29 protein-coding genes are annotated in these 26,263 nt (G+C 62.9%); 18 read left to right on the top strand and 11 right to left on the bottom strand.

All coding sequences use genetic code 11. From position 1 onward, the window contains the following. Positions 1-33 precede the first annotated feature (33 nt). Positions 34-1,965 (top strand): 1-deoxy-D-xylulose-5-phosphate synthase, encoded by a 1,932-nt coding sequence (dxs, locus tag ACF07D_RS07715; RefSeq protein WP_391504499.1) that lies wholly within the window; start codon positions 34-36, stop codon positions 1,963-1,965. A 293-nt stretch (positions 1,966-2,258) separates the two neighbouring features. Here dxs and ACF07D_RS07710 read toward each other — a convergent pair whose 3' ends face one another. The 4 genes from ACF07D_RS07710 to ACF07D_RS07695 all read right to left on the bottom strand — a co-directional run bounded on the left by ACF07D_RS07710 (position 2,259) and on the right by ACF07D_RS07695 (position 7,502). Continuing rightward, a complete protein-coding gene (locus tag ACF07D_RS07710; RefSeq protein WP_391504498.1) occupies positions 2,259-4,394 on the bottom strand; it encodes a 3-hydroxyacyl-CoA dehydrogenase NAD-binding domain-containing protein in 2,136 nt (711 codons plus the stop codon). 4 nt (positions 4,395-4,398) lie between these two features. Further along, entirely contained in the window at positions 4,399-5,592 is a 1,194-nt protein-coding gene (locus ACF07D_RS07705; protein ID WP_391504684.1) for a thiolase family protein, read from the bottom strand. Positions 5,593-5,718: 126 nt separating this feature from the next. Then, positions 5,719-6,885, bottom strand: coding sequence for an HRDC domain-containing protein (locus ACF07D_RS07700; RefSeq protein WP_391504497.1), 1,167 nt, complete (start codon positions 6,883-6,885; stop codon positions 5,719-5,721). After that, the gene (locus tag ACF07D_RS07695) at positions 6,882-7,502 is read right to left on the bottom strand and encodes a DUF3000 domain-containing protein (protein WP_119283825.1); all 621 of its coding nucleotides are present in this window, start codon (positions 7,500-7,502) and stop codon (positions 6,882-6,884) included. The genes ACF07D_RS07700 and ACF07D_RS07695 overlap by 4 nt, the downstream gene beginning before the upstream one ends. Before the next feature lie 87 nt (positions 7,503-7,589). Here ACF07D_RS07695 and ACF07D_RS07690 point away from each other — a divergent pair, with 87 nt between their 5' ends. Genes ACF07D_RS07690 through ACF07D_RS07680 form a run of 3 tightly spaced genes read left to right on the top strand, consistent with a single transcriptional unit; the run spans position 7,590 to position 10,481 of the window. Next, on the top strand, positions 7,590-8,801 hold the full coding sequence (locus tag ACF07D_RS07690; RefSeq protein WP_391504496.1) for an alpha/beta hydrolase family protein: 1,212 nt from the start codon (positions 7,590-7,592) through the stop codon (positions 8,799-8,801). Positions 8,802-8,811: 10 nt separating this feature from the next. Beyond that, entirely contained in the window at positions 8,812-9,876 is a 1,065-nt protein-coding gene (gene zapE / locus ACF07D_RS07685) for a cell division protein ZapE (RefSeq protein WP_255809708.1), read from the top strand. 2 nt (positions 9,877-9,878) lie between these two features. Further along, positions 9,879-10,481: a type II toxin-antitoxin system PemK/MazF family toxin gene (locus tag ACF07D_RS07680; protein ID WP_391504495.1), complete on the top strand. Its 603-nt coding sequence runs from the start codon at positions 9,879-9,881 to the stop codon at positions 10,479-10,481. 5 nt (positions 10,482-10,486) lie between these two features. Here ACF07D_RS07680 and ACF07D_RS07675 read toward each other — a convergent pair whose 3' ends face one another. Further along, positions 10,487-11,941, bottom strand: coding sequence for an MDR family MFS transporter (locus ACF07D_RS07675; RefSeq protein WP_391504494.1), 1,455 nt, complete (start codon positions 11,939-11,941; stop codon positions 10,487-10,489). A gap of 145 nt (positions 11,942-12,086) precedes the next feature. Between ACF07D_RS07675 and ACF07D_RS07670 the strand changes: the two genes are divergently transcribed. After that, positions 12,087-12,755 carry a TetR/AcrR family transcriptional regulator gene (locus tag ACF07D_RS07670; RefSeq protein WP_391504493.1) on the top strand — a complete coding sequence of 223 codons (669 nt, stop codon included), beginning with the start codon at positions 12,087-12,089 and terminating at the stop codon, positions 12,753-12,755. Here ACF07D_RS07670 and mgtE read toward each other — a convergent pair. Next, the gene (mgtE, locus tag ACF07D_RS07665) at positions 12,752-14,104 is read right to left on the bottom strand and encodes a magnesium transporter (RefSeq protein ID WP_119283819.1); all 1,353 of its coding nucleotides are present in this window, start codon (positions 14,102-14,104) and stop codon (positions 12,752-12,754) included. The genes ACF07D_RS07670 and mgtE overlap by 4 nt on opposite strands. Positions 14,105-14,357: 253 nt before the next feature. Between mgtE and ACF07D_RS07660 the strand changes: the two genes are divergently transcribed. Continuing rightward, on the top strand, positions 14,358-14,630 hold the full coding sequence (locus ACF07D_RS07660) for an Rv0909 family putative TA system antitoxin (protein ID WP_119284286.1): 273 nt from the start codon (positions 14,358-14,360) through the stop codon (positions 14,628-14,630). A 98-nt stretch (positions 14,631-14,728) separates the two neighbouring features. Here ACF07D_RS07660 and ACF07D_RS07655 read toward each other — a convergent pair whose 3' ends face one another. The 5 genes from ACF07D_RS07655 to ACF07D_RS07635 all read right to left on the bottom strand — a co-directional run bounded on the left by ACF07D_RS07655 (position 14,729) and on the right by ACF07D_RS07635 (position 18,875). Next, complete coding sequence (locus tag ACF07D_RS07655) at positions 14,729-15,664, bottom strand: threonine/serine dehydratase (protein ID WP_391504492.1); 936 nt, start codon at positions 15,662-15,664, stop codon at positions 14,729-14,731. A gap of 231 nt (positions 15,665-15,895) precedes the next feature. Next, a complete protein-coding gene (locus ACF07D_RS07650; RefSeq protein ID WP_391504491.1) occupies positions 15,896-16,459 on the bottom strand; it encodes a DUF4352 domain-containing protein in 564 nt (187 codons plus the stop codon). A 59-nt stretch (positions 16,460-16,518) separates the two neighbouring features. Beyond that, the gene (locus tag ACF07D_RS07645; protein ID WP_391504490.1) at positions 16,519-16,737 is read right to left on the bottom strand and encodes a hypothetical protein; all 219 of its coding nucleotides are present in this window, start codon (positions 16,735-16,737) and stop codon (positions 16,519-16,521) included. Positions 16,738-17,422: 685 nt separating this feature from the next. After that, positions 17,423-18,544: a tyrosine-type recombinase/integrase gene (locus tag ACF07D_RS07640; RefSeq protein ID WP_391504489.1), complete on the bottom strand. Its 1,122-nt coding sequence runs from the start codon at positions 18,542-18,544 to the stop codon at positions 17,423-17,425. A gap of 1 nt (position 18,545) precedes the next feature. Continuing rightward, on the bottom strand, positions 18,546-18,875 hold the full coding sequence (locus ACF07D_RS07635; protein ID WP_391504488.1) for a helix-turn-helix domain-containing protein: 330 nt from the start codon (positions 18,873-18,875) through the stop codon (positions 18,546-18,548). A gap of 493 nt (positions 18,876-19,368) precedes the next feature. Between ACF07D_RS07635 and ACF07D_RS07630 the strand changes: the two genes are divergently transcribed. From ACF07D_RS07630 to ACF07D_RS07575, 12 genes are all read left to right on the top strand, one after another. Then, entirely contained in the window at positions 19,369-20,241 is an 873-nt protein-coding gene (locus ACF07D_RS07630; RefSeq protein WP_391504487.1) for a hypothetical protein, read from the top strand. Beyond that, positions 20,238-21,083, top strand: coding sequence for a phage antirepressor KilAC domain-containing protein (locus ACF07D_RS07625; protein WP_391504486.1), 846 nt, complete (start codon positions 20,238-20,240; stop codon positions 21,081-21,083). The genes ACF07D_RS07630 and ACF07D_RS07625 overlap by 4 nt, the downstream gene beginning before the upstream one ends. Beyond that, positions 21,080-21,511, top strand: coding sequence for a hypothetical protein (locus tag ACF07D_RS07620; RefSeq protein ID WP_391504485.1), 432 nt, complete (start codon positions 21,080-21,082; stop codon positions 21,509-21,511). The genes ACF07D_RS07625 and ACF07D_RS07620 overlap by 4 nt, the downstream gene beginning before the upstream one ends. A 450-nt stretch (positions 21,512-21,961) precedes the next feature. Beyond that, positions 21,962-22,273: a hypothetical protein gene (locus ACF07D_RS07615; protein ID WP_391504484.1), complete on the top strand. Its 312-nt coding sequence runs from the start codon at positions 21,962-21,964 to the stop codon at positions 22,271-22,273. Between the two features lie 315 nt (positions 22,274-22,588). Then, a complete protein-coding gene (locus ACF07D_RS07610) occupies positions 22,589-22,771 on the top strand; it encodes a hypothetical protein (protein WP_391504106.1) in 183 nt (60 codons plus the stop codon). A 134-nt stretch (positions 22,772-22,905) separates the two neighbouring features. Next, positions 22,906-23,193: a hypothetical protein gene (locus tag ACF07D_RS07605; RefSeq protein ID WP_391504483.1), complete on the top strand. Its 288-nt coding sequence runs from the start codon at positions 22,906-22,908 to the stop codon at positions 23,191-23,193. Then, positions 23,186-24,151 carry a YqaJ viral recombinase family protein gene (locus tag ACF07D_RS07600; RefSeq protein WP_391504482.1) on the top strand — a complete coding sequence of 322 codons (966 nt, stop codon included), beginning with the start codon at positions 23,186-23,188 and terminating at the stop codon, positions 24,149-24,151. The genes ACF07D_RS07605 and ACF07D_RS07600 overlap by 8 nt, the downstream gene beginning before the upstream one ends. Then, on the top strand, positions 24,151-24,384 hold the full coding sequence (locus tag ACF07D_RS07595) for a hypothetical protein (RefSeq protein WP_391504481.1): 234 nt from the start codon (positions 24,151-24,153) through the stop codon (positions 24,382-24,384). The genes ACF07D_RS07600 and ACF07D_RS07595 overlap by 1 nt, the downstream gene beginning before the upstream one ends. Continuing rightward, a complete protein-coding gene (locus ACF07D_RS07590; protein ID WP_391504480.1) occupies positions 24,377-25,147 on the top strand; it encodes a recombinase RecT in 771 nt (256 codons plus the stop codon). The genes ACF07D_RS07595 and ACF07D_RS07590 overlap by 8 nt, the downstream gene beginning before the upstream one ends. Positions 25,148-25,253: 106 nt before the next feature. Further along, a complete protein-coding gene (locus ACF07D_RS07585) occupies positions 25,254-25,553 on the top strand; it encodes a hypothetical protein (protein ID WP_185986381.1) in 300 nt (99 codons plus the stop codon). Beyond that, complete coding sequence (locus ACF07D_RS07580; protein WP_391504479.1) at positions 25,546-25,974, top strand: hypothetical protein; 429 nt, start codon at positions 25,546-25,548, stop codon at positions 25,972-25,974. The genes ACF07D_RS07585 and ACF07D_RS07580 overlap by 8 nt, the downstream gene beginning before the upstream one ends. After that, positions 25,958-26,203 (top strand): hypothetical protein, encoded by a 246-nt coding sequence (locus tag ACF07D_RS07575; protein ID WP_391504478.1) that lies wholly within the window; start codon positions 25,958-25,960, stop codon positions 26,201-26,203. Before ACF07D_RS07580 ends, ACF07D_RS07575 begins: the two co-directional genes overlap by 17 nt. Positions 26,204-26,263 lie beyond the last annotated feature (60 nt).

Here is a 26,263-nt window from a genome sequence, read left to right as displayed (position 1 = left end):
AGTGCGCTCGGCATTGTTCAGTAGACTGGCTGGGTGCTTGAGCGAATTAGTGGACCCCGAGATCTCGACGCGTTGACTCCAGAGGAGTGCGTCGAGCTCGCCGCTGACATTCGTGAGTTTCTGATTTCCGAGGTCTCAAAGACTGGCGGGCACTTGGGCCCAAATCTTGGTGTCGTCGAACTGACGATCGCGCTGCATCGTGTATTCGACTCGCCGAACGACCCGATCGTTTGGGATACGGGACACCAGAGCTACGTGCACAAGCTCCTCACGGGACGCAAGGACTTCTCCGATCTGCGAAAGCGCGGCGGACTCGCCGGCTACCCGCAGCGCGCGGAGAGCGTCCACGACGTTGTCGAGAGCTCGCACGCCTCGAGCTCGCTGAGCTGGGCCGACGGCATCTCGCGCGCCTTCGCGAGCACCGGCAAGCAGGATCGCCACGTCGTCGCCGTGGTCGGCGACGGTGCGCTCACTGGCGGCATGACCTGGGAAGCGCTCAATAACATCACCGACGACAATGACCGCAACCTCATCATCGTCGTAAACGACAACGGCCGATCCTACGCGCCGACAATCGGCGGCATGGCCCGATTCTTGAATGGCGTGCGCGTCACCGGTGGGTACCGCGACCTGCAAGAGGGGAGCGAGCGACTCTTCAATAACTTCGGCGCGGCGGGACGCACCGTATACCGGGCCGCGCGTGGTGCGTTGCGCGGGTTTGTTTCGCGCGCATCTGGCAATCAGGATCTCTACGCGAACCTCGACATCAAGTATGTCGGCCCCGTCGACGGGCATCACCTCGAAGCAGTCGAGGTCGCCCTCAAGCAGGCGAAGGCGTACGGTCGTCCCGCGCTCGTGCACGTCATCACCGAGAAGGGGCGGGGCTACGCGCCAGCGGTGAACGACGAGGCAGACCAGTTCCACGCGATCGGTCAGATCAATCCAGATAACGGCGCGCCGCTTTCCGCCTCGTCCGAGCGTGGTTGGACGTCGGTCTTCCGCGAGGAGATTGTTTCGCTCGCGCACCAAAACCCGAAGCTCGTCGGGATCACCGGCGCGATGCTCAGGCCCACGGGTCTCGATGGGTTCGCGCAGGCCTTCCCGCAGCGCGTGTACGACGTCGGCATCGCTGAACAGCACGCGGTGACGACGGCGGCTGGCCTAGCCTATGGGGGCCTGCACCCTGTTGTCGCGATCTACGCAACATTCATGAACCGCGCGTTCGACCAGGTGCTCATGGACGTCGGCCTGCATCGAGCTGGCGTGACGTTCGTGCTTGACCGGGCAGGAATCACTGGCCCTGATGGCGCAAGTCATAACGGCGTGTGGGATCTCGCGATGCTGCAGATCGTACCCGGAATTCGGATCGCTGCGCCGCGCGACGAAGCAACGCTCAGGGAGACACTCCGAGAGGCAGTCGCGGTGGAGGACGCGCCGACTGTTGTCCGCTACCCGAAGGGCTCGGTGGGCGAGCCGCTGCCCGGCCTGTGGCGGACCTCGGACGGCGTTGATGTGCTCTACGCAGGCGACAACGTCTCTGAGCCTGCCACGGGCGCGCTCTCGGTCTCGGCCGATGTGCTCTTTGTCGCCGTCGGGCCGATGACGCGCACCGCGCTCGACGCAGCAGCCATTCTTGCAGAGCAGGGCATCACGGCGACTGTCGTCGACCCCCGGTGGGTCATCCCGGTCATGCGCTCCGTCGTCGATCTTGCAGCAACACACCGTCTCGTGGTCAGTATTGAGGACGGCCTGCGGGTCGGCGGTGTTGGCACGACGATCCGCCAAGAGCTCCGTGAGGCTGGCGTGGACACGGCCGTATCCGAGCTTGGCACGCCCTACGAGTACCTCGAGCACGCGAGCCGAGACGAGCTGCTTGCAGACGCCGGCCTCACCGCACCACAGATCGCCGCCGAGATCGTCGAGCAGGTGCGCGGGACCCGGCTGCCGGCCGCCCGCCCCGAATAGCACGCCCGAGGACCAGCACGACACGGTTAAGGTGCCCCGGCCAGCATGCGGACATCACGCGGCAAGCGTGAGCCGGCCAAGGTGAGAACGTGCCGAACCGCCGAACACGCGTCAACTATCGGGCGCTGCGGTACGCGCTCGGAGGTTCGGGCCGGTTTCACCGTTCTGGAGGCTCCCCGCGAGGCATGCACCGGACGTTGCGGCTTGCACAGGCATCCCGTGAGAACGCAGTTCGCCCCGCGCGTCATTCGTGAGTGGGGCGCGAGGCGAACCTGCGGGAGCAGCGAACCGGTCTAGGACACTGCAGCGATCCGTGGGTCGTGGAACGCGCCGCCGAACGCGCGTTCGGAGGCCCCGACCCTGTCAAGATACGGGGTTGCTCCGCCCGCCTGGAACGGCCAGCCGGCGCCCAGGATCAGGCCGAGGTCGATGTCCTCGGCTGCATGGACCACGCCCTCGTCGAGCATGATCTTGATCTCGTTCGCGAGCTCGTCCTCGACGCGGCGCAGGATCTCCTCGGGCGCTACGGCGGTCTTGCCGAACTTCAGCGCCTTCTTGGCAGCCTTGGAGAGGTCCTCGACCTTGCCGAGCTTGTTCTTCACGAGCGGCTCGTCGAGCTCAGCGATCGCGTGCATGTTCGGCGAGGCGTAGAAGCGATCCGGGAACGCGCCAACCATCGTGTCCTGCACGTGCGCGGCGACCTTCCAGCCGACCAGGTCGATGAGCTCGAACGGGCCCATCGGCAGGCCAATCGGCGCGAGCGACTGCTCGACGACGGGCAGCGGCGTGCCTTCGTCGAGCGCGCGTGCCGCCTCGCCCATGACCTTTGCGAGGAGGCGGTTCACGACGAAGCCTGGGCGGTCCGCGGTGATGATAGCGCTCTTGCCGAGCTTCTTCGCGATGACCATTGCGGTCGAGAGCGCGCCCTCGCCGGTGGCGGGGCTCTTCACGACCTCGATGAGGGGCATGACCGCGACAGGGTTGAAGAAGTGGAAGCCGACGAGGCGCTCCGGGTGCTTCAGGTTTGCGCCGATCTGCTCGACCGACAGCGACGAGGTGTTCGTCGCGAGGATCGCGTCCTCCGCAATGATCGGTTCGATCTCCGCGAAGACCTGCTGCTTCACCGACAGCTCCTCGAATACGGCCTCGATGACCCAGTCGCAGTCCGCGAACAAAGACTTGTCGGTGGTGCCGGTGACGAGCGCCTTCACCTGGTTGGCATCGTCGTTCGAGAGCCTGCCCTTGCCGTGCATCTTGTCGATCTCGCCGTGAATGTAGGCGACTCCCTTGTCAACGCGGCTCTGATCGAGGTCGGTGATGACAACGGGAACGCGGAGCTTGCGCGCGAAGAGCAGTGCAAACTGGCTCGCCATCAGGCCAGCGCCAATAATACCGACCTTCTGCACCTTCTTCGCGAGTTCCTTGTCGGGCGCGCCGGCGGGCCGCTTCGCGCGCTTTTGCACGAGGTCGAAGGCGTAGATCGACGCGGCGAATTGGTCTCCCGAGATGAGCTCGGCGAGCCCCTCGTCCTCTCGAGCGAAGCCAGCGGCCACGTCGTTATCCTTCGCTGCTGCGAGGAGCTCGATCGCGGCGTACGGCGACTTCGCTGCCGTGCCGAGGCGACCCTTCACGGTGTCCCGCGCGACCTTGATCGCGATCGGCCACTTGGTCATGCGCTCGATCTTGCCCGGCTCGTTCGGGCGCTCCACCTTGGTTTTTCCAGTGAGTACCCCGTCAGCCCACGCAACCGACTGCTCGAGGAAGCTCGCTGCGCCGAACATCTCGTCGAAGATGCCAAGCTCGAGGGCCTGCTGCGGCTTCAGCATCCGGTTGTTCTGCAGTGGGTTCGAGACGATCACCTTGAGCGCGTTCTCGATGCCGATGAGGTTGGGGAGGAGCGTCGCGCCGCCCCAACCTGGGATGATGCCGAGGAAGACCTCAGGGAACGCGATCGCGGCCGCCGACGAGTCGACGGTGCGGTAGGTACAGTTCAGCGCGATCTCGAGCGCGCCGCCGAGCGCGAGCCCGTTGACGAATGCGAACGAGGGCACGCCGATCGTGCTGAACTTGCCGAGCACGCGGTGGCCGTACTGGCCCATGAGCCGCGCGTTCTCTTTCGTCGCGAGCGTCGAGACCTTCGAAAGGTCGGCGCCCGCGGCGAAGATGAACTGCTTGCCCGTGACTGCGACGGCCTGGATCTCGCCGGCCGCTGCCCGCGTCGTGAGCTCGTCGAGCAAGCGCTCGAGGCCCTGCAGTGTCCGAGGGCCCAGGGTGTTCGGGCGGGTGTAGTCGCGCCCGTTGTCGAGGGTGATGAGGGCGAGCGTCCCGCCCGAGGGGAGCTTCACGTCGCGCACGTACGACGCGGTGACGACCTCGTCGGCAGACGCCTCGATGATGGGGGAGAAGTCGATCTTGCTGTAGTCGGTCATGGCGTTACTTGCCCTTCTTGCCGTTGAAGTGTGGGTTCTCCCAGATCTGGGTGCCGCCCTGGCCCAGGCCAACGCACATCGCGGTGACACCGTAGCGTACGTCGGGGCGCTGCTCGAACTGCCGCGCGAGCTGGATCATGAGTCGCACACCGGTCGCGGCGAGCGGGTGGCCGAGCGCAATCGCGCCGCCCCACATGTTGACTCGCGGGTCGTCGTCCGCGATGTCGAAGTGATCGAGCAGCGAGAGCACCTGCACAGCAAACGCCTCGTTCAACTCGAAGAGTCCGATGTCGCTGATCGACAACCCTGCCTTCTTCAACGCCTTCTCGGTCGACGGCACCGGGCCGAGGCCCATGACCTCGGGCTCCACGCCAGCAAATGCGAACGAGACGAGCCGCATCTTCGGCTTCAAGCCGAGTTCCTTGGCTGTGTCGCCACCGGCGAGCAGCGACATGGTTGCGCCGTCAGTGAGCGGTGATGCGGTGCCGGCAGTAACCCTGCCATGCGGGCGGAACGGAGTCTTCAGTTGCGCGAGCCCCTCCATTGTCGTCTCCGGACGACGCCCCTCGTCCTCAGTCGCGACGCCCCAGCCCTCACTCGACTGGAACGCAACAGGGACGAGGTCGGGCTGGATGTCGCCGCGATCGTATGCCGCCTGCACTTTCTGCTGGCTGAGCATGCCGAATCGATCCGCGCGCTCCTTGGTGAGCTCCGGGAACCTGTCGTGCAGGCGTTCGGCGGTCATGCCCATGTTGAGGGCGTCGGGGCTGACCATCTTCTCTGCGACGAAGCGCGGGTTCGGGTCTGCCCCCTCGCCGATCGGGTGGCGGCCCATATGTTCGACGCCGCCGGCGACGGCGAGGTCGTATTGACCCGCACCGATAGCAGCGCCCATAAACGATGCGGTTGTCATCGCGCCTGCACACATGCGGTCTAGGGCGAACCCTGGGACCGTTTGCGGGAGGCCTGCGAGGATCGCAACCGAGCGCCCGAGGGTGAGTCCCTGATCACCCTGTTGGGTCGTCGCGGCGATGCCAACATCATCGATTCTGTCGAGCGGAACCTCAGGGTTTCGCTCCATGAGTCCCTGGAGCGCCTTTACGGCGAGATCATCGGCGCGGGTGCCCGCGTACATGCCTTTGTCTCCGGCGCGCCCGAACGGGGTGCGAACCCCATCTACGAACACGACTTCTCTCATTGTGGCCACTTCGCCTCCATCATGTGGTGTGTTGGATGCTCTCATCCTACGAAGGTGCGCCGAAAGCTGCAGGCCTGGTGCGTGGATCGCCCGAGCGTCGCCGACGCTCAAGCCAAAAAACTATCGCTAGTCTACAAAAACGGTTGAGAGAATTGGTGCCACAAGTGCAAGCTGCCACGGACGCGCGCCGAGGTCAGCGAGGCGGTTCGCGACGCCCTCGGGCGATGGATCAGCGGGCGGCTGCCAGGCGAGCTCGCGCACGAGAGCGGGGGAGATGAGGTTCTCCGGCGGCATGTGTTGCCGCTCCGCCTCCGCTGTCACCACTGCCCGCAACTCGGTCAGGCGGTCAGCGGCCTCCGGATGGCGCTGCGCCCAACTGCGATGGCTCGGGATCGACCCTGGCTCCCGTGTCTTCGGGCCTGGCAGGTTCTCGGTCGTCTTGCCGCGGAGGATCGCCTTCCACCACCGATCGAGCTCGGAGCGGCTCGCCCGGCCACGGAAGGTCTTGAGCGAGGCGAGCTCGCCAGCAGAGCGTGGATTCGCTGATACTGCGGCAATGATCGAGGCGTCGGGCAGCAGCCGTCCGGGTGCGACGTCTGTGCTCCGCGCGAAGTCATCGCGCGCAATCCACAGCTCGCGCGCCATCGCGAGCTGTCTCGGGGAGCGGAGGCGGTTGCCGCCGGACAGCTTGCGCCAGGGCTCCGCGGCCTTCGGCTTGGGCGGGCGCGTGCGGACTGCCTCGAACTCTTGTTCGGCGAACTCGACCTTCCCCGCGTCCACGAGCCGAGCGAGCACGGCGTCGCGAAGATCGGGGAGCAGCGCCACGTCGAGGGCCGCGTACTCGAGCCACGGCTCGGGGAGCGGGCGCGTCGACCAGTCGGCGGCGGAGTGTGCCTTCGCTAGCTCAATGCCCAATAGCTCCTGAGTGACCGCGCCGAGCCCGACACGCTCAAGCCCAAGGAGACGGGACGAGAGTTCGGTGTCGAACAGCCGCTCAGGCACAAGGCCGATCTCCGCGAGGCTCGGGAGATCCTGATCTGCGGCGTGCAGCACCCACTCGTCACCAGTTAACGCCGCGGCGAGCGGGGCAAAGTCGGTGATGGCGACAGGGTCGAAGAGAAAAGTCCCCGCGCCGCGCCGAAATACTTGGACGAGGTATGCCCGATTGCTGTACTTGAAGCCCGAGGCGCGCTCGGTATCGACACCAAACGGTCCGGTCCCCTCAGCGATCAGGGCGCTCGCGCGCCGAAGTTCCGCATCGTCGGTGACCATTGACCATGCTGCAGATGTCATATGTTGTTTGCCGAGCGTTGCGCTCTAACGCGGTGCTGCGTGAGCGACGCGACCCCTTCTTCGTTCGGAAGCCCCGCGAGGAGGCAAAGTAATTCAGACCATGCTTCGAGGTGCGAAGCGAAGTCGTCACCGAGCAGGGTCCAGGAGGCGCGCAACTCGATCTGGGCGCCGTCTCCACGGGACTCGAGCGCTCCGAAGCTACTCGAGAGCACTTTCGTGGCGGTGCCCGAAATATAAGTGTACCGAGCCGAGCGGGAGTCAAGCGCATCGGTGAGCCACGACCACGCGACGTCTGAGATGAACGGGTCGACGCCTATCTCAAGCTCGAGGGGAGCTTGTGCGTAACAGACAATCCGAAATTCACCGCCCCATTCCGCGGCCGAGCTCGGATCGTGCATCAGCACGAATCGGCCTGCTCCGGCGGGCGAGTCGAGCACTGATTCTGGGTCTGGGCCAACTCCTTCACGCACGCCTGCGGCGAATGCGACCGAATGCGGGGCGATGCGTTCAGGCGGTGGTATCTCGCGCACGACAAGATCCTGACGCAGCGTTGCGCCACGCAGCACGCTCGCTGCGTTCACAAAGACGGCTGGCGCTGCCGTTGAGGGTGTTGACACACCCGAAGACTAGAGTTCTCCGTGGGCCCCGCCTGGCTGCCACGCCGGGGCCGCCCAAATACACGCCCACTCAGGGATGGAGTCGACATGAGGACGTCGCAGTCAATTGCCCTTGCCGGAGCCGCCACCATTGGACTCGCCGGAGGCGTCGTCGGCACGGCGGCTGGATTGGCAGCCTATCTCGGGAGGCGCTCGGTAGTAGTCGATCGCGGGCTTGAGCGGCCCGTCACAGTTCGCACAGTGCTGACCGGCGACGAGCCGCGAGTGTGGATCAGGGGCGAGGGGGCTGGCGCCCGCGGTCAGCACTCGCTGCTTTTCGATGCGCCCGGAACTGTGCCTGGAGAGGGGATCGGTGCCGCACCGACAGGCCACGCGCGGCTCGGCCCCGTGCTTGCTCGAAACGGCGCCGACGTGCTTCGGCCCGTGGTTGCCGTGGACAACGGAGCCCTTGTCGCCGGGTGCACTGGCAGGATGGTCGGCTGGTGGTACACCGACCCGGCCGAACCTGGATACCGCGTCGAACCCATCAGATACGACACGGAGCTTGGGCCGATGGATGCGTGGATTGTGCACCCGCGGCGCCCACGGAAGAAGCGGTGGGCAGTGCACGTGCACGGGCGCGGGGCGTCCCCGGCCGAGACGTTCAGAGGGATAGAGCCATTTGCACGCGCGGGAATCACGAGCCTCATCGTGACCTACCGGAACGACCTGGGCCAGCCCGCAGGGCTTAACGGTCGATACGGCATGGGACTCAGTGAGAGCCGCGACGTCGACGCGGCAATTGCTGAGGCGCGCTCACGCGGCGCCGAACGTGTGACGCTTATGGGGTGGTCGATGGGCGGAACCGCGTCGCTAGTCTCAGTTGCCAACGGCTCGCACCGCGCGGTCATCGACGGACTCGTGCTTGAGTCTCCAGGCGCTGACTGGGCAGGCATTCTCCGAGACAAAGCAAGCGAGGCAGGGCTGCCTGGCTGGATCGCGACAGCGGGCATGATGCTGCTCGCATGCGGCACTGTTTCGTCAGGTGAGGAAGACGGGATCGACTTCGCTGCGCTTGCTCCGGAAGAACTCGCGAGGTCGCTTGACGTCCCAACGCTGATCCTCGCAAGCCCCGACGATCGGTTTGTGCCGTGGCACGGTGCCCGTGCAATCGCAGACGCCCGACCGGATCTTGTGGAGCTCGTCAGCATTCCCGGCGCTGGTCACGTTCGTCTCTGGAACGTCGACCCCGAGCGCTGGGAGGGCACCGTTCTGCGCTTCGTTGCTGGGCTACCCAAACCGGGGTGGCGAGGGCAGTAGACTATTGCGGATGTCTGCTACGCACTCGCACAGTTTCGCAAGCCTCGTTGACCGGAACCCACGGATCTCGGGGACTGAACTTGTCGCCACACTTACGCCCCCTCCGCAGTTTGCGACCGCGAGTTTCGACTCGTACGTGCCCGATGAGAATTATGCGTCTCAGGCAGAGGCACGCGACCTGTTGCGTGCATTCGTTTCTCCGCGTGGAAGTGGCGCCTCCGCAAAGGGCGGCTTCTTTGGTTTCGGGAAGAAGAGAACTGAACCCGCGCCAACGGCGGCAGCAAAGCCCGGCGTATACCTTGATGGCGGCTTCGGTGTCGGTAAGACCCACTTGCTCGCGGCGAGCTGGCACGCGCAACAGGGCCGAAAGTATTTCGGCACGTTCATCGAGTACACCGCGCTTGTCGGCGCGCTGGGCTACGCCGGCGCGGTCAGTGTGCTGCAGGGCGCCCAGCTGATCTGCATTGATGAGTTCGAGCTTGACGACCCGGGCGACACCATGCTGATGACCCGCCTCATCGGCGACCTGACGAAGACCGGTTCGAAGTTCATCGCGACCTCAAATACGCCGCCAAACGCCCTCGGCGAAGGGCGCTTCGCAGCTGCTGACTTCATGCGCGAGATTCAGGCGATGTCCGATCGCTTCACGACGATCAGGATCGACGGCGTGGACTACCGCCAGCGCGACCTCGAGGGGGCAGCGGTCGCCCTCACCGACGAGGCGTACAAGTTTGCTCTCGCTGACGTCGCAGCCTCTGGCGTCCGCATGACCGACGACGGGTTTGACGAGCTCATCGCTCACCTCGCGACTGTCCACCCGTCGAGCTACATTGGCCTCATTGAGGGCGTTCAGACCATTGGGCTTCGTGGAGTCCACGAGCTCACCGATCAGTCCGCGGCGCTCAGGTTCGTCGCGTTCATCGACCGCGTTTACGATGCACAGATTCCTATCCGTGCAACCGGGCTGCCACTCACCGAGATCTTTGGCGGCGGCATGATTGATGGCGGCTACCGCAAGAAGTACCAGCGCTGCCAGTCCCGCCTCAACGCGCTTACCTCCCACGAACTCGACTAGCCATGGCGAACGACAACATTTGGTACCAGATCGGAGTTGCGCTCCGACGCATCCTCGGGCTGGACAAACAGGGTACGAGGCCACAGGCGACACTGAAGCCAAAGCCGGAGCAGCAGCCCCGACAAGAGGCCAAGCAGCAACCAAAGCACAGGCCTCAGCAGAAGCAAGGCTCAGTCGGCGAGTACGCAGAAAGTCCGGGCCAGTTCGGTCCGGGCGCGACTCGCGATGTTGCGCCCGGCGAACTCGCCGGTGCGAGGCTTGAGTACTCGCCGAGCATGGACGGCGATCCTGATCCCGGCGAGATCGTATGGACATGGGTTCCATACGTTGAGAATGACGGCCGCGGCAAGGATAGGCCTGTGCTCATCATCGGCCGGATCGATGCCACGACGGTCTTCGGCTGTTACGTCAGCTCGAAGTACCACCGGGACTTCATCTCCATCGGCAGCGGCGCATGGGACTCGCAGGGGCGTGAGAGCTTCGTCTCACCTGAACGCATCCTGCGTGTCACGCACGACGGCATGCGCCGCGAGGGCGCCACGATCCCAAAGGATCGCTTCACTGCCGCCGTGCGTGGCGTGCTTGATTTTCACGGCCTCAGCTAGCGGCCTTAGCTCAGAGTCGACGCTTCGGCCGGCCGTGCGTGCCGGGTGACGAACGGCGCACAGATCACAGCTATAAGCACGAGTGATCCGCCGACCGCGAACGCGATCTTGGCGCCAGCTACCTGGGCGGCTGGGCCGTCTTGGTCTGACAGCGAGGCTCCGATCGCGAGCGCGCCGATCAGCGCGGCGGTTCCCGCCGCGCCAGCGAGCTGCTGCAGCGTGTTGAGGATTGCGCTTCCGTGCCCATAGAGCGGCAATGGGAGCGAACTCATCGCGTGGGTCATCATCGGCGTTTGCACAAGTGCCATGCCTGCCGAGAACGTCATATGCATCGCAACAAGCTTGCTCGTCGCTGTGCCAGGCCCAATCGTACTCAGCCACCATTGCGATCCACAGATGATGAGCACACCCGGAATGACGAGCGGCTTCGGCCCGAGCATGTCGTAGAGTCTGCCAACCACAGGCGCGAGAACGCCTTGTGTGATCCCGCCGGGAAGCATGATCAGACCAGTCGCGAGCACGGTGAGGCCGAGGCCCGACTGTGCATAGATCGGCAGGACAACAACGGTACCGAGCATCACTCCGAATGAAACTGTCAGCACCGTCACCGAGAGCCTAAAGTTGCGCTCCTTGAACGGACGAAGATCGAGTAGCGGCCCCTTGCCTGTAGATTGCAGACGCTTTTGCCTGATCGTGAACACGGCGAGTGAAGTGACTCCGACCGCGAGCGCGATTGGCGGCACGAGGGAGCCGTGAGCGAGATCGGACGCTGACGACACAGCGGCCACGATGCCGCCAAAGCCCAGGAGCGACAGGAGCACTGATAGCGCGTCGAGTGGCGCGCGCCCGCCACCACCGAGCCGCGGCACGAGAATCGCCCCGACGATCAGCGCGACAAGTGCGATCGGCACCATGAGCCCGAACACCCAGCGCCATCCAAGCGCCTCGATAACGACTCCCGACAGTGTGGGGCCAATGGCGGGGCCGACTGAGATGACAATTGAGTTCAGCCCCATGACTGTCCCGCGGTGCTGGGGCGGCACGAGCGTGAGCGTCGTCGTCATAAGTAGTGGCATCACGATTGCGGTACCGCCGGCCTGCACGACGCGAGCGGCAAGCATCACGCCAAAGCTTGGCGCGATGGCGGCGAGGCTCGTGCCAAGAAGAAACAGTGTGAGCGCGACGATGAAAAGCGTCCGTATTGTGAACCTGCTGAGCAGGTAGCCTGTGGTCGGAATGACGACGGCCATGGTGAGGAGAAACCCGGTGGTGAGCCACTGGATTGTCGTCGCGCCGACGCCGAATTCAGTCATGAGGGGCGGCAGTGCGACGCTCAGCACTGTCTCATTGAGGATCATGACGAAGGCCGAGGCTGCAAGCATTGCAATCACGGCGGTGACAGTGCGGGCGGGGGTTGGAGCTGGCGGCAGCGTGACGCTGCCGGTGTTCTGAGAAGACACGTGTGCGGGAATCGCTTTCTGGCCGGCGACGTTCGGCCGACAGTAGATTGTGGCACACAGTGCCACAATTTTGCGAGTCCGTGTGTTGCGCGATAGATTTTGCGGGGCTCACACGCCCACACATGAAGGATTTCGAGGAGCCAGTATGCACGCAGCCGAACCCGAGCCAGAGCCGGACGAGGGTGTGCGGCAGCGCCGCGCGCGTGAGCTTCGCACCCGCGTACACCTCGCGGCTCTCGACCTCGCGGAGCGGTACGGGATGGGTGCGGTCACTGTTGCACAGATCAGCACTGCCGCAGAAATCTCAAGGCGCAGCTTCTTCCGACACTTCGGCTGCAAAGAGGAGGCCGTGCTTTCCGGGCATAGTCGCTACCTCGCGGCGGTGGCGACACACCCGCTCACAGTCACAAGCCTTGGCGATGCTCTTGCCGCTATCGATGCCCTCGGCGACGTCGTGCTCGTGGGGGAGGGGGAGCCTGATCTCGCGGAGCATCGCCGCGTCGCGCTCCTGATCGCGAACGACCCTGCGATCAGGGCGTACGCAGTCTCTCAGGACCGCGTGATCGCCGACATGCTTCGAGACAGGATCGGGCTCCAGCTTCCGGGGGAGAATCCCGCGGCGATTGAACTGGTTGCAGACATCGGCGTCACGATCTGGCGAAATGGGTGGATCCGGTGGAGTAGCCAAGCAGGCACCGACGCAACCGAGACTCCTGCCCAGAGCCATGCAGCGGTGCGAGCACTGTTTCGCGACATCGCCATCGCTGCACTTCCAGCTGACGCTGCCAGCGCGAAAGGGCCTCGAGACGGCTAGAGCCCGAGAATAGCCCGCGCGATGAGGAAGTAGATGATGAGTCCGCTCGCATCAACGAATGTCGAGATAAACGGGTTCGAGAAGACTGCTGGGTCAACCTTCACCCACCGAGCTATGAGCGGCATGATCCCGCCAATTGTCGCTGCGACAGTGCAAATCGCGATGAGTGTGAGTCCGATAACCGCACCGATCTGCCAGCTGTAGACGAGCCCCGCAAGGACGAACCCAAGCGAACCGAGAAGCAGGCCGAGCATGAGGCCAACGCGAGCCTCGCGCCCGAGCACCTTCGCGAGGTCCCGCGCTCGCACGTCGCCAAGCGCGAGTGCGCGGGTCACTGTCGTCGCCGCCTGGTTTCCAGTGTTTCCGCCGGTGCCGATGAGGAGTGGAACGAACAGCGCGAGCACTGTCACCTCGGCGAGTGTGTCTTCGAACACGTCGAGCACCTGGACGGTGAGTGTCGCCCCAACGGCGAGCACTAGTAGCCAGACCACGCGCGACCGCACGAGTTGCATGATCGGCGTGGTGAAGTACGGACGCCGAAGTGGTTCAACGCCACCCTGTCGCGCAGCGTCCTCACTTTCCTCGTGCTCGATGATTCGCATTGCATCATCGAAAGTCAAAAGGCCGACGAGGCGTCGCTCGCGATCTACGACAGGGAGCGCAACGAAGCCCGCCTCGGTGAGCTTTCGAGCAGCCCGCTCGGCGTCTTCGGTCGCTTCGATGCTCTGCGCCTCACTCATGATCGAAGCGATGATCTCATCGGGCCTAGCTGCGATGAGATCGCGCAAGCTGACGACCCCGGCGATGTGCCTTGCGTCATCGAGGACTGGCAGCAAATAGATTGTCTCAGCGTCGGCTATCCGGTCTCGGAGGCGCGTGAGCGTCTCGTCGACTGTGTAGTCCATGCGTGTCGTGACGTACTCGGGAGTCATGCGCCGCCCGACCGAGTCTTGCGGGTAACCGAGGACGACGGAGGTCAGGCGCCGCTCACGCTCCGACAGTCCGTGGAGAAGTTTGGGGGCGAGTGTTGCAGGAAGCTCGTCGAGAAGCCAGACACGGTCGTCTGGGTCAAGACCCTCGAAAATCTCAGCGACCTCGGCATCACGTAGACCTCGCATGAGATCGCTTTGGACGCTCGGGTCGAGCGCTTCGAACACATCGAGTGCCTCGTCCTTGTGGAGCAGCCTGAACACCACGGCGCGCTGCTTTGCGCCAAGGCGTTCGAGGATCAGCACAGCGTCGTCTGAAGACACACCTTCAAGCTCGTGGCCGAGCTGTTTCAAGTCTTCCTCAGCGAGGAGCCTAATGATGCGGGTTTCGAGCTCTCGCTGGTCGGCCGTCTGATGCACTGTCCTGCCCCTTTCGCCCCAGGGGGCGGTCGTGGCTCCGGCGCCACAGGCGGCGCGATCGAGCGCCTTAACGCTATCAGAGCGCCTCGTTCCGGGCGCGACCACGGATCCGCATCCGCATACGATCGGCGGTCGCACAAACTCTTCACTCGGCGGTCACATATTGATCCTTGTTGAAGGGCAATGTCGCAGTGCATAATGCAATCAACGCGTCGGGGTGCTCGACGCCTCATTTGGGAAGGACTATTCACTCATGGCGAATGAAGATTTGGGCAAGCAGGCAGCCGACGCAGCGGCAAAAGCAAAGGACTTCGTCACCGAGGGCGCTGGCAAAGCCAAGGAGTTCATTGGTGAGAACGCCGACAAGGTGAAGGAAGCGCTCCAGAGCGACAAGGCAGAGGAAGTGAGTGACAAGGTGCTCGGCTCGCTCGCCGACTTCGCGAACAAGGTCACCGGAGGCCAGCACGCCGACAAGGTTGACGAGATCAAGCAGAAGCTCGACGACTCATTCGGTAACGAGAAGTAACACGCACTGATGGGGGACCGGTAACTCGGTCCTTCCAAGCGAACCACACGGCCTCGCCGTTCCCTGCTGCGGGAGCGGCGAGGTCGTTGTTGCGTAGGCTACTGAGCCAGCGTCGCGAGGTCAGTGTTCGCGCCGCACGCAATCACGACAACGCGCTCGTCAGCGGCTGGAATGTATGCACCCGCCAAGAGCGCTGCGTACGCTGCCGCAGCCCCCGGCTCAGTAGGCATCCTGTACTCAGACCAGAGATGCTGTCGGGCCTCCAGAATCGCTTCCTCCTCGACAAGTACGCTGCGTGGGCGCCTCGAAGTGGCAGCCGCCCAACCGTGTTCGCCGATCCTGCGCGCGCCAAGGGAGTCAGCCGCGACGCCAGACACGGAAACATCGACGGGCCCGCCGGCGAGCGCTGCATGGAGGGTCGGAATCGCGACGGGTTCAACCGCAACGATGCGAACGTCAGCCTCGGCGACAGCCGCCTCAATGCCTGCGTATAGCCCACCACCGCCAACGGCGACGACAATTGTGTCAACGTCCGGCAAATCGGAGAGCACCTCAAGACCGATGACGCCGGCACCCGCCACAATTTCTGGCTGGTCGTAGGCGTGACAGAACAGCGCGCCAGTATTCTCTACGCGATCCTGCGCGGCCTCGTACGCTTCCGCGTACTCGGTTCCCGCTTGCACGACAGTGGCGCCGTATGAGCGCAGCCTCTCAACCTTCACGCTTGGCGCATTTTCGGGCACAAAAACCGTGGCAGGCACCCCGAGCCGTGTCGCGGCGAACGCGTTCGCGAGGCCGGCGTTGCCGCCTGACGCCGCGACGATGCCAACTGCCGGGTCGAGCTCCCCTCGCTCTCTGGCGGCAAGCTGACGGTTGAACGCGCCACGAGTCTTGAAGACTCCGCAGTGCTGCATATACTCGGCCTTGATCCACAGTTTCTCGCCGCCAACTGGCTCAGCTGCGACAAGGGGAGTGCGCCGCGTGAGCCCGGCGATCCGCGCCTGAGCGGCCTCAACATCGGCTCGAGTGATCATTGTGCTCCTTTGCGTGCAGCGCGGCGTGATTCGTCGCGACCCAGTCTACAAAGTCGCCTGATTCGGGCTGCCAGCATCCTTGTGGATATTTGCCGCAAGTCCCGTAGCCAGTGGCTGAGCGATGAGACCGGCAACCCAGGGGCTGTGGATGGCCTGTGGGCTCGGAAGGATGTCCCGCCCCTCTCCCACCGAAAAGCCCCGCCCATAAGAGCGGGGCTTTGTCGAACACGGTTACTGAACTGCGACAAACACCTTGTCGCCGAGCATGTCTGCTTTCAACGCGAGCGTCCCTTCGCCCGCGGTTGCGGTAGGGATCTCGAAAGCGAAGTTCCCAGTCGTTGAAGCCCCTGCGTAGAGGGTTTCGATCGAATTGAACTGCTCGGGTGGGACGATCATCTTGTCGAAACTGTTGATCGTGTTGCCGTCCTTGGTGACATATTCGAGCGTGAGCATAGGGATCGCGCCGTCCGCGTCATCGCCATTGTACGTCGCTGTTACATTGACAAGCATGTGTTGCGACCCCTCAGCCGGGGCCTCGTTAAAGGGGTTCTCGTCGGCGATCGCCTGGGTGCCGTCGAGCGTGACGCTGTTGACGGTGACAGTCCAGTCGCCGTCTGTCACGGCCGAGCCAATCGGGAATGGGTTGTCGCGAGTGCCTTCCTTCGCGGCTTCTTGTGCTTCGGGGGCGGTCTGCTCTTGTTCTGATGAAGACGGCTGTTCCACTGAAGGGCTGCTTGAGCAACCAGAGAGGAGTAGAAGACCAACGAGACCAGTCGCAATGAGTTTCTTATCCATACTTCAATGCTGTCAGCCCCGCTGAGTGGCCCTAGGCGTTGCGGCAAGATAGTTATCTGTTAGTAATCGGAGATGGTCCGCCTCGAGAACTCCGCGGTCGCTGTGAAGACCCGCTGGCCGCACTCGATGTTGATCTCATCCGCAACAAAGAGCCCGATCATCTGGTACAGCGCGATGCCGTAGGTTCCAGATGTCTCAAGAGATACGGGAGTAGTCGCTGGTGCGGCTGCGCGAAGCCCGGTGAGAAGTGCAACGCTCAGCTTGTATGCTGCCTCCACACACAAACGGCGGACGGATCGGATGGATCTGCGAGTCCATGGGCAGCTCGCCACCTGTAGTCTACTGAGCACCTTGGCTGTGAGTTCAGCGACTTGGCTCTGGAAGAGCTCAGCTGGATCAGACAAGTCGGACACTAACCGTCCCACGACCTCTGCGAGGTCGCATGGGACGGGCGTGGCTCCATGTTGGATCACGGGGCACAGACAGGCCGCTTCAACTTCCTCAAGCAATGGCCCCTGGTGCTCGACAGGTACGGACAAGCGTATCCGCAGATACGGTGTGCGTCCGGAAGCTGAGACTTCTACTGTTGCAGGGGCCTAGGCGGACGTTGCCGCCAGGATCAACGCCTCGCGGTGTGGAAGAAGCGTCAAACGCCCTCTTTTGCCCCCGACAGGGCGAAGGGCGCACGACTCAGGCTTGGCTGCAATCCATGTTCGAAGACTTCTTTGGCACTTGACATTCAGTCGGAAGAGCGCGTCTGCCGCGTTACAACGAGTTACGGGTTGTCACGGGCACGCAATTGTCCGCACGCAAAAAGCCTCCGGCGTACCGGAGGCTTTCACTTGTGGGCGATGCCAGACTCGAACTGACGACCTCTTCCGTGTGAATGACAACACGGTACTGGAGTCGGAAGTATTGCAGTGTTTCTTTATGGCTCCTGACCAGGTGTTTGTGCGCCCTGGCTCAAACGGCGCGTAGTCCCGAATATTGCGGTGTTTTCGAGGTTTGCGACCCGTTTGCGACCCGCTTCGGCCGCAGGGCGTTCTCCAGTTCATCGTGCTTGGCCGGGGCCAAGTGTGCGTAAATCTGGGTGGTGGTCAGTGACGCGTGGCCCAAGAGGTCCGCAATCCTTTCGAGAGACACCCCTCCCTGCACTAGCCACGATGCGTACGTGTGCCGCAAGTCGTGGAGGGTCACCCCGAGCTTGGCAAGCTTCGCTTCCTTCAAAGCTGGGGCGAGCACACGGCGCGAGAAGTTGCGGTCATCGCGCGCCTTCCCGTCCGCGTTGGGGAAGACGAGGCCCGATCTGCATTTCCCCTCGCGGTGTGGCACCTTGCAAGGCGCAATCTCTGCTGGCCGCTCGATACTCTTGGTGACCCAGTCAAACACAGGCACGTGGCGTTGGCGCCTGCCCTTGGGGTAAGGCTTGATCTCTCCAAGGCTGAGGGTGTCAGATACCGTGACGATCCCTCGCTCGGTGTCGAGATTGTGCCAGTGCAAGCCTGCCGCCTCACCCCACCTAAGCCCGGTGCTTGCGAGGAAGAGCACAAGAGCTGCGTCGGATTGGTGCGGGATCTTGTCCAGCAACAGATCGAACTGCTCGTGCGTCAGGAACACTTCACGCCCCTGCGGCGCGGGGGGCATCTTGATCCTCACCGCTGGATTCGAATCCAAGAGGCCAGCGTCTATTGCGCCGCTGAGCGACGATACAAAGATCCCCAGTACTCGCCGAGCTGATCCTGGCGCGAGATTATGTGGGTCTTCAGCCAGCCCAGTTGCCCAAGCCTGAACCTCGTGCCGGGTGATATCCGCAAGGCGAACTTTTGCCCATTTTGGCTCGATGTGCTTCCGCAGCAGTCGCTTCTCGGTATCGATCGTGGAAGGCTCAACAGAGCGCGTCGGCCACCACTGCGTCGTCCACGCACCCCAAGTGATGGTGCTCCGGTCGGGGCCAGTTTCCGCCAGTGTGGCGGCATCACGCGCCGCCTTTCGGGTCGAGAACGTTCCCGCGGAACGTTCCTTGCCCTCGCGGTCGCGATACTTGCCTTGCCACTTGCCAGAGTCGCGCTTGACTGTCCACGCCATGCTACTTCGCCTGATTCAGCCTGCGCGCTACCTCGGCCGCAAGGAACGCGGTGTCGAAGTCATCCACGGACATGAGTTGCGCGATCGCCTTTCCGTCAAAGATGGCGTCGAGATCGTCGTTGGTTAGGTAGCCGCCGGCAACTAGTGCGCCAAGAGGGTGCCCTCCGAAGGCGCGGGCGACTGCCACGGCGTGCGAAGGATTTGGTGCCTGGCCAGCTCGCCAGCGGCTAATCGTTGAAGGTGCAAGCTTGGTGGCCGCTGCAATCTGGTTGTCCTTCGGGTTCCCGGCGAGGTTGTCCAGGTAGCGATTCCAGTCGAGTTTCTTTGCCATGTGGATAAGAGTACTCACGAAATTCCGCAAACGCAAATGATTTCCCGTATTCGGTTTGGTTTTCGCGAGTTGCCCCGCCTCCACTGTTCCGAAAGTGGAATCAGCTTGCGTTTGCGGAAGCATGCTGTGTATGGTTTCGGTAACGCAAGCAAGTTGCTGTAGCGGAATCGAGTTTCAGACAAGGGGTATCCATGCTGAAGAAGCCAAACCTTTTGACCTCCAAAGAGGTCGCCGACCAGTACCGGAAGCATCCAGTTACCGTGCGCATATCCCTAAATGAGGGGCTCCTGCATGGGCGGCAGCGGGTCCCAGGAGGCCGCTGGCTAATTGAAGAGCCCTGTGCGGATGCGTGGTCGAAAGGCGAAGAATGCGAACACATGTCGCAGGTCGCCGAGCCCATCGAGCTTCCGCGGCTCTCCGCATGAGCGTCGCGGAAGCAGAAAGCCCGGTGCTGTCACACCGGGCCAGAACACAAACCCCTAGGGAGAGAATCATGTTCAAGAAAAAGCGTAACGCATTGCTCGAAGAAATGCGGGAGATCGCGGAGAACGAGACCGTTCGGGTGCTCGAATCCGCAGGCCTGATTTCGGAGCACGTGCGCGTGATCGGGCCGGGTGGCGTGCGCTCGAGGTATGTCGCCAAGCCAGCTGAAGATCATGCTGCTAGGGCGCTCGCGGAAGAGGCAAGAGCGGCAGCAGAGGAAGCTCTCGAAGCTGCCGGGGTTGCCCGCGCTGAGGCCGCGATGGCGCTCGAGCGTGAAGCCGCAGAAGCCTACCTTGCAGCCAAGGAAGCTGAAGCCGAGGTTGATGCCGCTGCCGCTGAGGTCGCACGGGGGCAGGGCTGGGGCGGGCGCCACAGGAGTCACGCAGGTGGCACCCGCCGGCCCGAGTCACTCTCCGGCGAGCTCCCTGAAAGCGTCTCGAAGAGCGGCGACGGCCTCGGTCAGGCTCTCGAGGGCGGCCTTCTCGGCGCTATCGTCCGAGAGGTCTTCGATGATCGACGCTGCTCCCGCGATCGATTCGCTTGCGCGGGTGACCTCTTCTCGGACCTTTTCGAGGCTCTGGGTGATGCTCGTCTCTGCACTCATGTTTCTTCTCCTGTCGTAGCGGAGTCGGAAGCTGGCACTTCCGATGCTCCTGCCATGACCGTACAGGAGGGCGGCAGCAGTGATGCTGCCCCTGGTGTGGAGGGTGTGTCTCCTGCATCTTCCACGCCCAGGTTTGTTGTGCTGGGCGCGCTGGTCTATGACCGAGATGCAAACAAAGCTGTTTCTTGCACAAGCCCAGCCGCGGCGCGGTCGGTTGCAGACGAACTGAACGCGGGCTACGGCCAAACCGCTGGCTTCTACTGGGAGAGCGCAAAGTGAACGCGATCGAGGGCGGCTTTGAAGCCCAGCTAGACCAGCTCAAGGTCATCACTCTCACAGACGGTGAGGTGTGGTCGGCACGCGATCTGATGCCGTTCGCCGGGTACGCGGACTGGCGCAACTGGACGAAGGCGATCAACCGTGCTGTGGCATCGGTGAATGCGAGCGGATTGAACGCCGCGGATCATTTCGTTGGGGTCACCAAGATGATCGAGACAGGCAAGAGTGCCCGCCGTGAGGTCGAGGATATCGAGCTCACACGGTATGCCTGCTACATCCTCTTCCAGAACGCTGACGGCGCGAAACCGGAAGTGGCGGCTGCGCAGCAGTACTTTGCGATCCAGACCCGCGCAGCCGAGATTGCGCCTCGTATGAGTGAGGACGAGATCGTGGCTCAGGCGCTCGCGATCACGACGAATCGGGTGAAGGCCCTCGAAGCGAAGGTGACAGAGCTTGAGCCGAAGGCCGCGCAGGCTGACACGTTCAGGCAGGCCGACGGGCTGCGCACAATCACAGACCTCGCGAACGACCTCAAGGTGCATGCCGCATCGAACTACCCCGGAGTGAAGGTGCTGCAGGGCGACGTGTTCGACCTCGCCGGCTACGTGGGCCTGATCATTCGAGGGAACACGGTGCGCAACAACCAGCCAACAGCCCGAGCTATTGAGGCCGGCTGGGTGAAACCCAAGGACACCACTGTCGACACAAACAATCACGGATCCTTCGTGAAGGTGTCGGCAAGGCTGACTCCGCGCGGGTACGGACGCCTTTGGGACGCCGCAGTCGCTCATTTGAAGAACTATGGGAGCGTGCTCGCTCCGAAGAAGGAGATCGCAGCATGATCGGGCAGAAACTGTACATGGCTGTGTGGGCCGACACGGGTGTCGAGTATGAGGAGTGCTACGACCACGATGGTTGCGACTGTTTCGAGCCTGTCTCTGAGCCTGCGGGCTGGCGTGAGTACGCGCTCGAGAGGTGGGGCACGGAGCCTCGCGAGGGTGAGGTGTGGCCGGATGGTCATAAGCCGTTCTTCTGGCCGAAAACGAACGTGCCTTACAAGTCACGCAGCACGGCCCAGCGTCGCGTCGACATCATCAACTACTGGGGTGGCAAGGCGATCGTTGTCGAGTGCACGCCTGTGTGGGAGTCCGTGACGGCTGCGAATATGCGTCGGACTGCTGAACGCTTCGAGGCGCGGATCGCGAAGAAGCAGGCAGAGGTTAAGGAGCTCGCGCGGCAGCGCGACGTAGCTCTCGGCTACGCCGCCTAACACGACCTTTTCTTGGCCCTTGCGATATAGGGCTAGCCACGCTTTACCCAAAATCGGGCCGGTCGGCCTCAAAACCGTCCGGTTCACGACATGGCCTAAACAGCCGCCCACCGTCACGAGGGCCCCCTTCACCGGGCGTCCCATGACTGACATATCGGGCATTGAACTGAATAGAAGATAACCGGCGCGGATGGCGCGGTGAGGGTAGTGACTCACCGTGCGAGCTTGAAGCGTTTGGGATGCCGAACCTCGGGAGAGGTAATCAGGCGAGTCGCGGCGGAATCGCTGTCGCGCCGTGGACACCTTCGGGTGGAAGCGTCTAGAGCTTTATGGCCGTTCGTTCGGCCAGGCGGTGCACGGTGCCGTGTGATGTCTGGGCTACCCGGTCACACGCGAGGTTCGAACCCTCGCCCGCCACGACAGCGAGAAAACAAAGAGAAAGAGGTTGTCATGAGTCAAGACCCAACGATTGGGCGCGTCGTGCATTATCGGCTGAGCCGTGAGGATGCGGAATCGGTGAACAAGCGTCGAAGCGACACCGAAGCGCATCTCGAAGAACACCGCGAACTTGCGACTGGCGTTCAGGTACATGTGGGGTTCCCCGTAGTTGCGGGGGACGCGCAGGCAGCAATCATTGTAGGCATCGCAGTAAGCGGCAATCCAAACCTGAAGGTACTTCTCGACGGTACAGACGTGCTGTGGGTGCCGGATGCTGGTGCGGGACATGCAGATGGTCAGTGGAGCTGGCCTCCGCGTATCTAGTCCGCGCAGCCCGTGAGCCTGTGATCGGTTGTGGAGGCGGAGTACCTCCCACGGGCACGAAAGACCCCCACGGGGCGAGCGGTCGGGTGGCCGCTGACGGGAACGCCTGCGTATGCGGGATCGCCTAGACAAGCCGGTCAGGGATGGAACGACTCTGACCGGCACCGCCCGCACAACACCCTCTTGCACCAGCTGTGGTCGCAGCCACCCTCACTGACCTAGAAGTGGGGCGCACATGGACGCCAGCAACCATCCGGCTGCGATGCGGGATCGACACCCGCCAAGAGGACCACACGTATTGGAAGGAGTGCACACATGGACATCATGATGACGAATGTTGCCCGGCTGGTCGGGAAGGTCGCAGAGCTCGACAACGATCGGGTAGCTGAGCAGGTACTCGCGACGGTGGAGCGGCGCCTGCAGTACGACACGGTCGAGGCGTTTGCTGGAGCGGTGCTGCTGAGCGTCGCTGACGGGATGGAGATCGACCTTGCCTGATTATGCGCCACCGGAAATGTTGTGGCTTATCCCGATTATTGCCGCCTACCTGCTGCTCGAAAACAAGCAAGCACGTGGGCGGTTTCTTATTTCGAGGACAAAGACAGTCCTCCACACACTCTTAGGAGGCGGGCATGACCGCTGAAGACGCAATCTCAACCGAAGGTAAACACGGTGCTGGCCTGTATGGTGCGCCGCCGCCGTCGCACAAGACGCAGTGCCCGCAGTCGAACAACCCGTTCGGGCATCACCCCGACTGCAAATGCGGGTGGGCTGCACGAGAGCGTCCGTCGCAGGTGATCCCGTACGCGGAGCCAGACCTCGAGGCCGACCTGCCTGTCTCTGAGCATGAGCATTGGTGGCCTGCCGAGAACGACTACGAGGGCGACCAGATGAGAGAGGAGCGGGCATTCAATGACTGAACCGAGGAAGTACGAGGTCGTAGAAGTCGTGTCTGATTCGCCTGAGTGGGCGCAGGAGCGACGCAACAGCCTTGGGGCGTCTGAGGTCGCCGCGGTTCTCGGGCTGTCGCCGTACGCGACCGCGTTGGACGTGTACCGGTCGAAGAAGGGCGTAGACACGTTCTTCGACCCGGAGCGCGCGGCAATCGGGCATGAGGCCGAGAAGCTGATGCAAACGATCATCGAGAAGTTCCGGCCGGAGTTTACGCCCGTGCTGCCTGCTCAGATGGTTCGCTCGGTTGAGTGCCCTTGGCTGCATGCTTCACTGGATCGCCGCCTCACCGTAGACGGAATCGATGTTCCAGTGCAGATGAAGACTGCGCATTTTTACGGGGTGAAGGACTGGGAGGACGGCACGCCGATCCTTGTGCAGGCGCAGTTGCAAACCGAGATGTTCGTGTATAACCGCCCATTTGGGTACTCGGCTCTGCTGGGTGGGGACATGCGGTTCAGGCTCTTCCGTGTGGAGCGGGATGACGAGTTCATTCAGAACCACCTCATCCCTGCGACACGCGAGTTCTGGCACGAGCACGTGTTGAAGGACGTGCCGCCGCCAGCAACGACGACAGCTGAGCATGCGTCGCTCCACACACCAGACCCCGACCGTGACGTGGAACTCACTGACTTGCTGGTGGAGGCGCTCGACCGACGTGATGTGTTGCTGTCGGATGCGCTCGCACTCGAGAAGGAAGCGAAAGTGCTGCGGGCAGAGGCCGACGAGACACAGGTCGCGGTCTTGAACTATGCCGGCGCCGCCCAAAACATCACGCACATGGGGGAGCCAATCTACGAGATCAAGCCTGTCAAGGGGCGCCGGTCGGTGTCTGTCGCTGACGTAGAGAATCTCCATCCTGAGCTGTATGACGAGCTCGTGAAAACCGGTGCAGGCCGGAACGTACTTAGAAAGGTTAAGAAGTAATGGGGCTAAACATTCCTCTGAATGCTGAAGAGCTGATGCAAATTGCAAGACGGCTCCGCGAGTGGGAGCGCCTGCTTTGTAGTGACGCTGGGGATTACAAGCAGCGCGCGGACATTGTCACTCGCATCGAGATCACGCGCCCGTTCAGCGACGGTGAAGGTGACCAGATAGGGCATTTTGTTTTGTACGACGGGTGGCTCGGGTTCGAGCCGATTGGAGATACCAATGAGTGACCTCACGCAGGCCGCTGTAGCGGTCAAGAAGAACCCGACCATTGAGGACTACCTCACGAAGTATGAGCCTGAGTTTCAGCGTGCGCTCGGGAAAACGATGGATGCGGCGAAGTTCTCACAGGACGCGCTCACCGCAATCAAGCAGACACCGAAACTACGTGAGTGCGACACCCGGACACTGTTTGGGGCGCTGTTCCTCGCGGCCCAGTTGAAGCTCCCTGTTGGTGGGCCGCTCGCGCAGTTCCACCTCACGCCACGCAAACGGGGTGACGTGTGGGAAGTGCTCCCAATCATCGGTTACGGCGGATACATCCAGCTCATCATGAACACAGGCCTCTACTCGAAAGTAGGGGCCTTTCTCGTTCACGAGGCGGACTACTTCGATGAGGGCGCGAACAGCGAACGCGGCGAGTTCTACGACTTCAAGAAAGCGCGCGCCGATCGGGGTGCTGTCGTCGGCGTGGTCGCCTACGTCAAGGTCAAGGGGTACGACGAATCACAGTATGTCTACCTCGACGCGGAGACGATGCGTGAACGGCACCGGCCGCGCTTCTGGGAGAAGACCCCATGGAAGTCTGACGAGGGCGAGATGTTCAAGAAGACCGGGCTGCGGATGCTTCAGAAGATGCTCCCCAAACAGGTCGAAGCACAGAGCATCGCGTTGGCTGCTTCTGCCGATCAAGCGTCGGTGAAGAAGGTCGACGGCGTAGAAGACCTCACGATCCAGCATGACGTCGAGGACGCGGAAGTGGTGGGCGAGTGAGTGCTCCGTATACGCCGCTGCCGTCGTGCAGCACATGTGATGGCTCGGGTATCGACCCGGGCCTTTCGTCTACCTGCGTGTGCAGGCACAAACCAATGGAGGAATCATGACCGAACGAATCGACCACGCGGCAGAAGCGCGAGAGGCGTTGCGTGGTTCGGGGGACGGACGGAACTTCGCAACGGACGCGTCGAATGCGGCGATTGCTCATGCCGTACTCGCCCTGGTGGAGCAGCAGCGTATCGCCAACCTGATCGCACTTTCGCAGGCTCTGGATGGCAACGGGTGGCAGGCTGCGGAACCGCTAGATGCGATCTACGGCTACAACAATGCGGAGCCGTTTGACGAGTTCGCGGGCTTGCACGTTCGTCCTGAGATCCGTGAGGCGTTGGGGCTCCGTGAGTAGGCCGCCGACGCAGAAACGTCCAAAGCTCACCCGGAAACAGGAGCAAGACGCCTACAAGATAGTGACCGCCCGTGACCTTGGCCAGTGCCAGCGGTGCGGGCGTTTTGGTCCCACCGACCGGGACCACCGGCAGAACCGGGACGCCTGGAACACCACCGTCGCGAATCTGCAGTTGCTCGGCAGTGCCTTTGGCTGTGGCTGTCACATCTGGAAGACGGAGAACCCCGCCCAAGCGATTGCGGCGGGGTTCTCTGCACCCAGGTGGGCTGACCCTGCCGAGTGGCCTGCGAAGCGGCACGGCGTCGGCTGGGTGCTCTACTACGACGCACCCGTCGACGGCGCCTGGTGGAAACCAATCACTGAGGAACAAGCTCGAGCACTTATGGCAGGAGAGGAGGAGCACCGTGACCCTGACCGATAGGCAGGCCGCTTACGCCCGCGTCCTCGCTTGCACGCACCGCACTAGCGAGCTCGTGAAAGGTGCGACCCATCATGCTCGCGCCCGCCGCGATAGCCAGGTCGCCGTCTATCTGTACGCGCTCCGGTATCAGGCGGTCTGGTACGGGCACTGGGGGTCGCTGATCGAGGCGGGGATGCTCGCATCAATCGAAAGGAAGGAGGAAGACGTTGGCGTGGTTCAAGGTCGATGACGGGTTCCACTCGTCGCGGAAGCTCATGCAGATCCCGCGGTCCCATCGTATTGAGGCTGC

The organism is Leucobacter sp. NPDC015123, from assembly GCF_043080205.1.
Taxonomy (GTDB): domain Bacteria; phylum Actinomycetota; class Actinomycetes; order Actinomycetales; family Microbacteriaceae; genus Leucobacter; species Leucobacter aridicollis_A.
The sequence above is the reverse complement of the archived record's forward strand: the minus strand, read 5'-3'. Positions and strand labels throughout refer to the sequence as shown.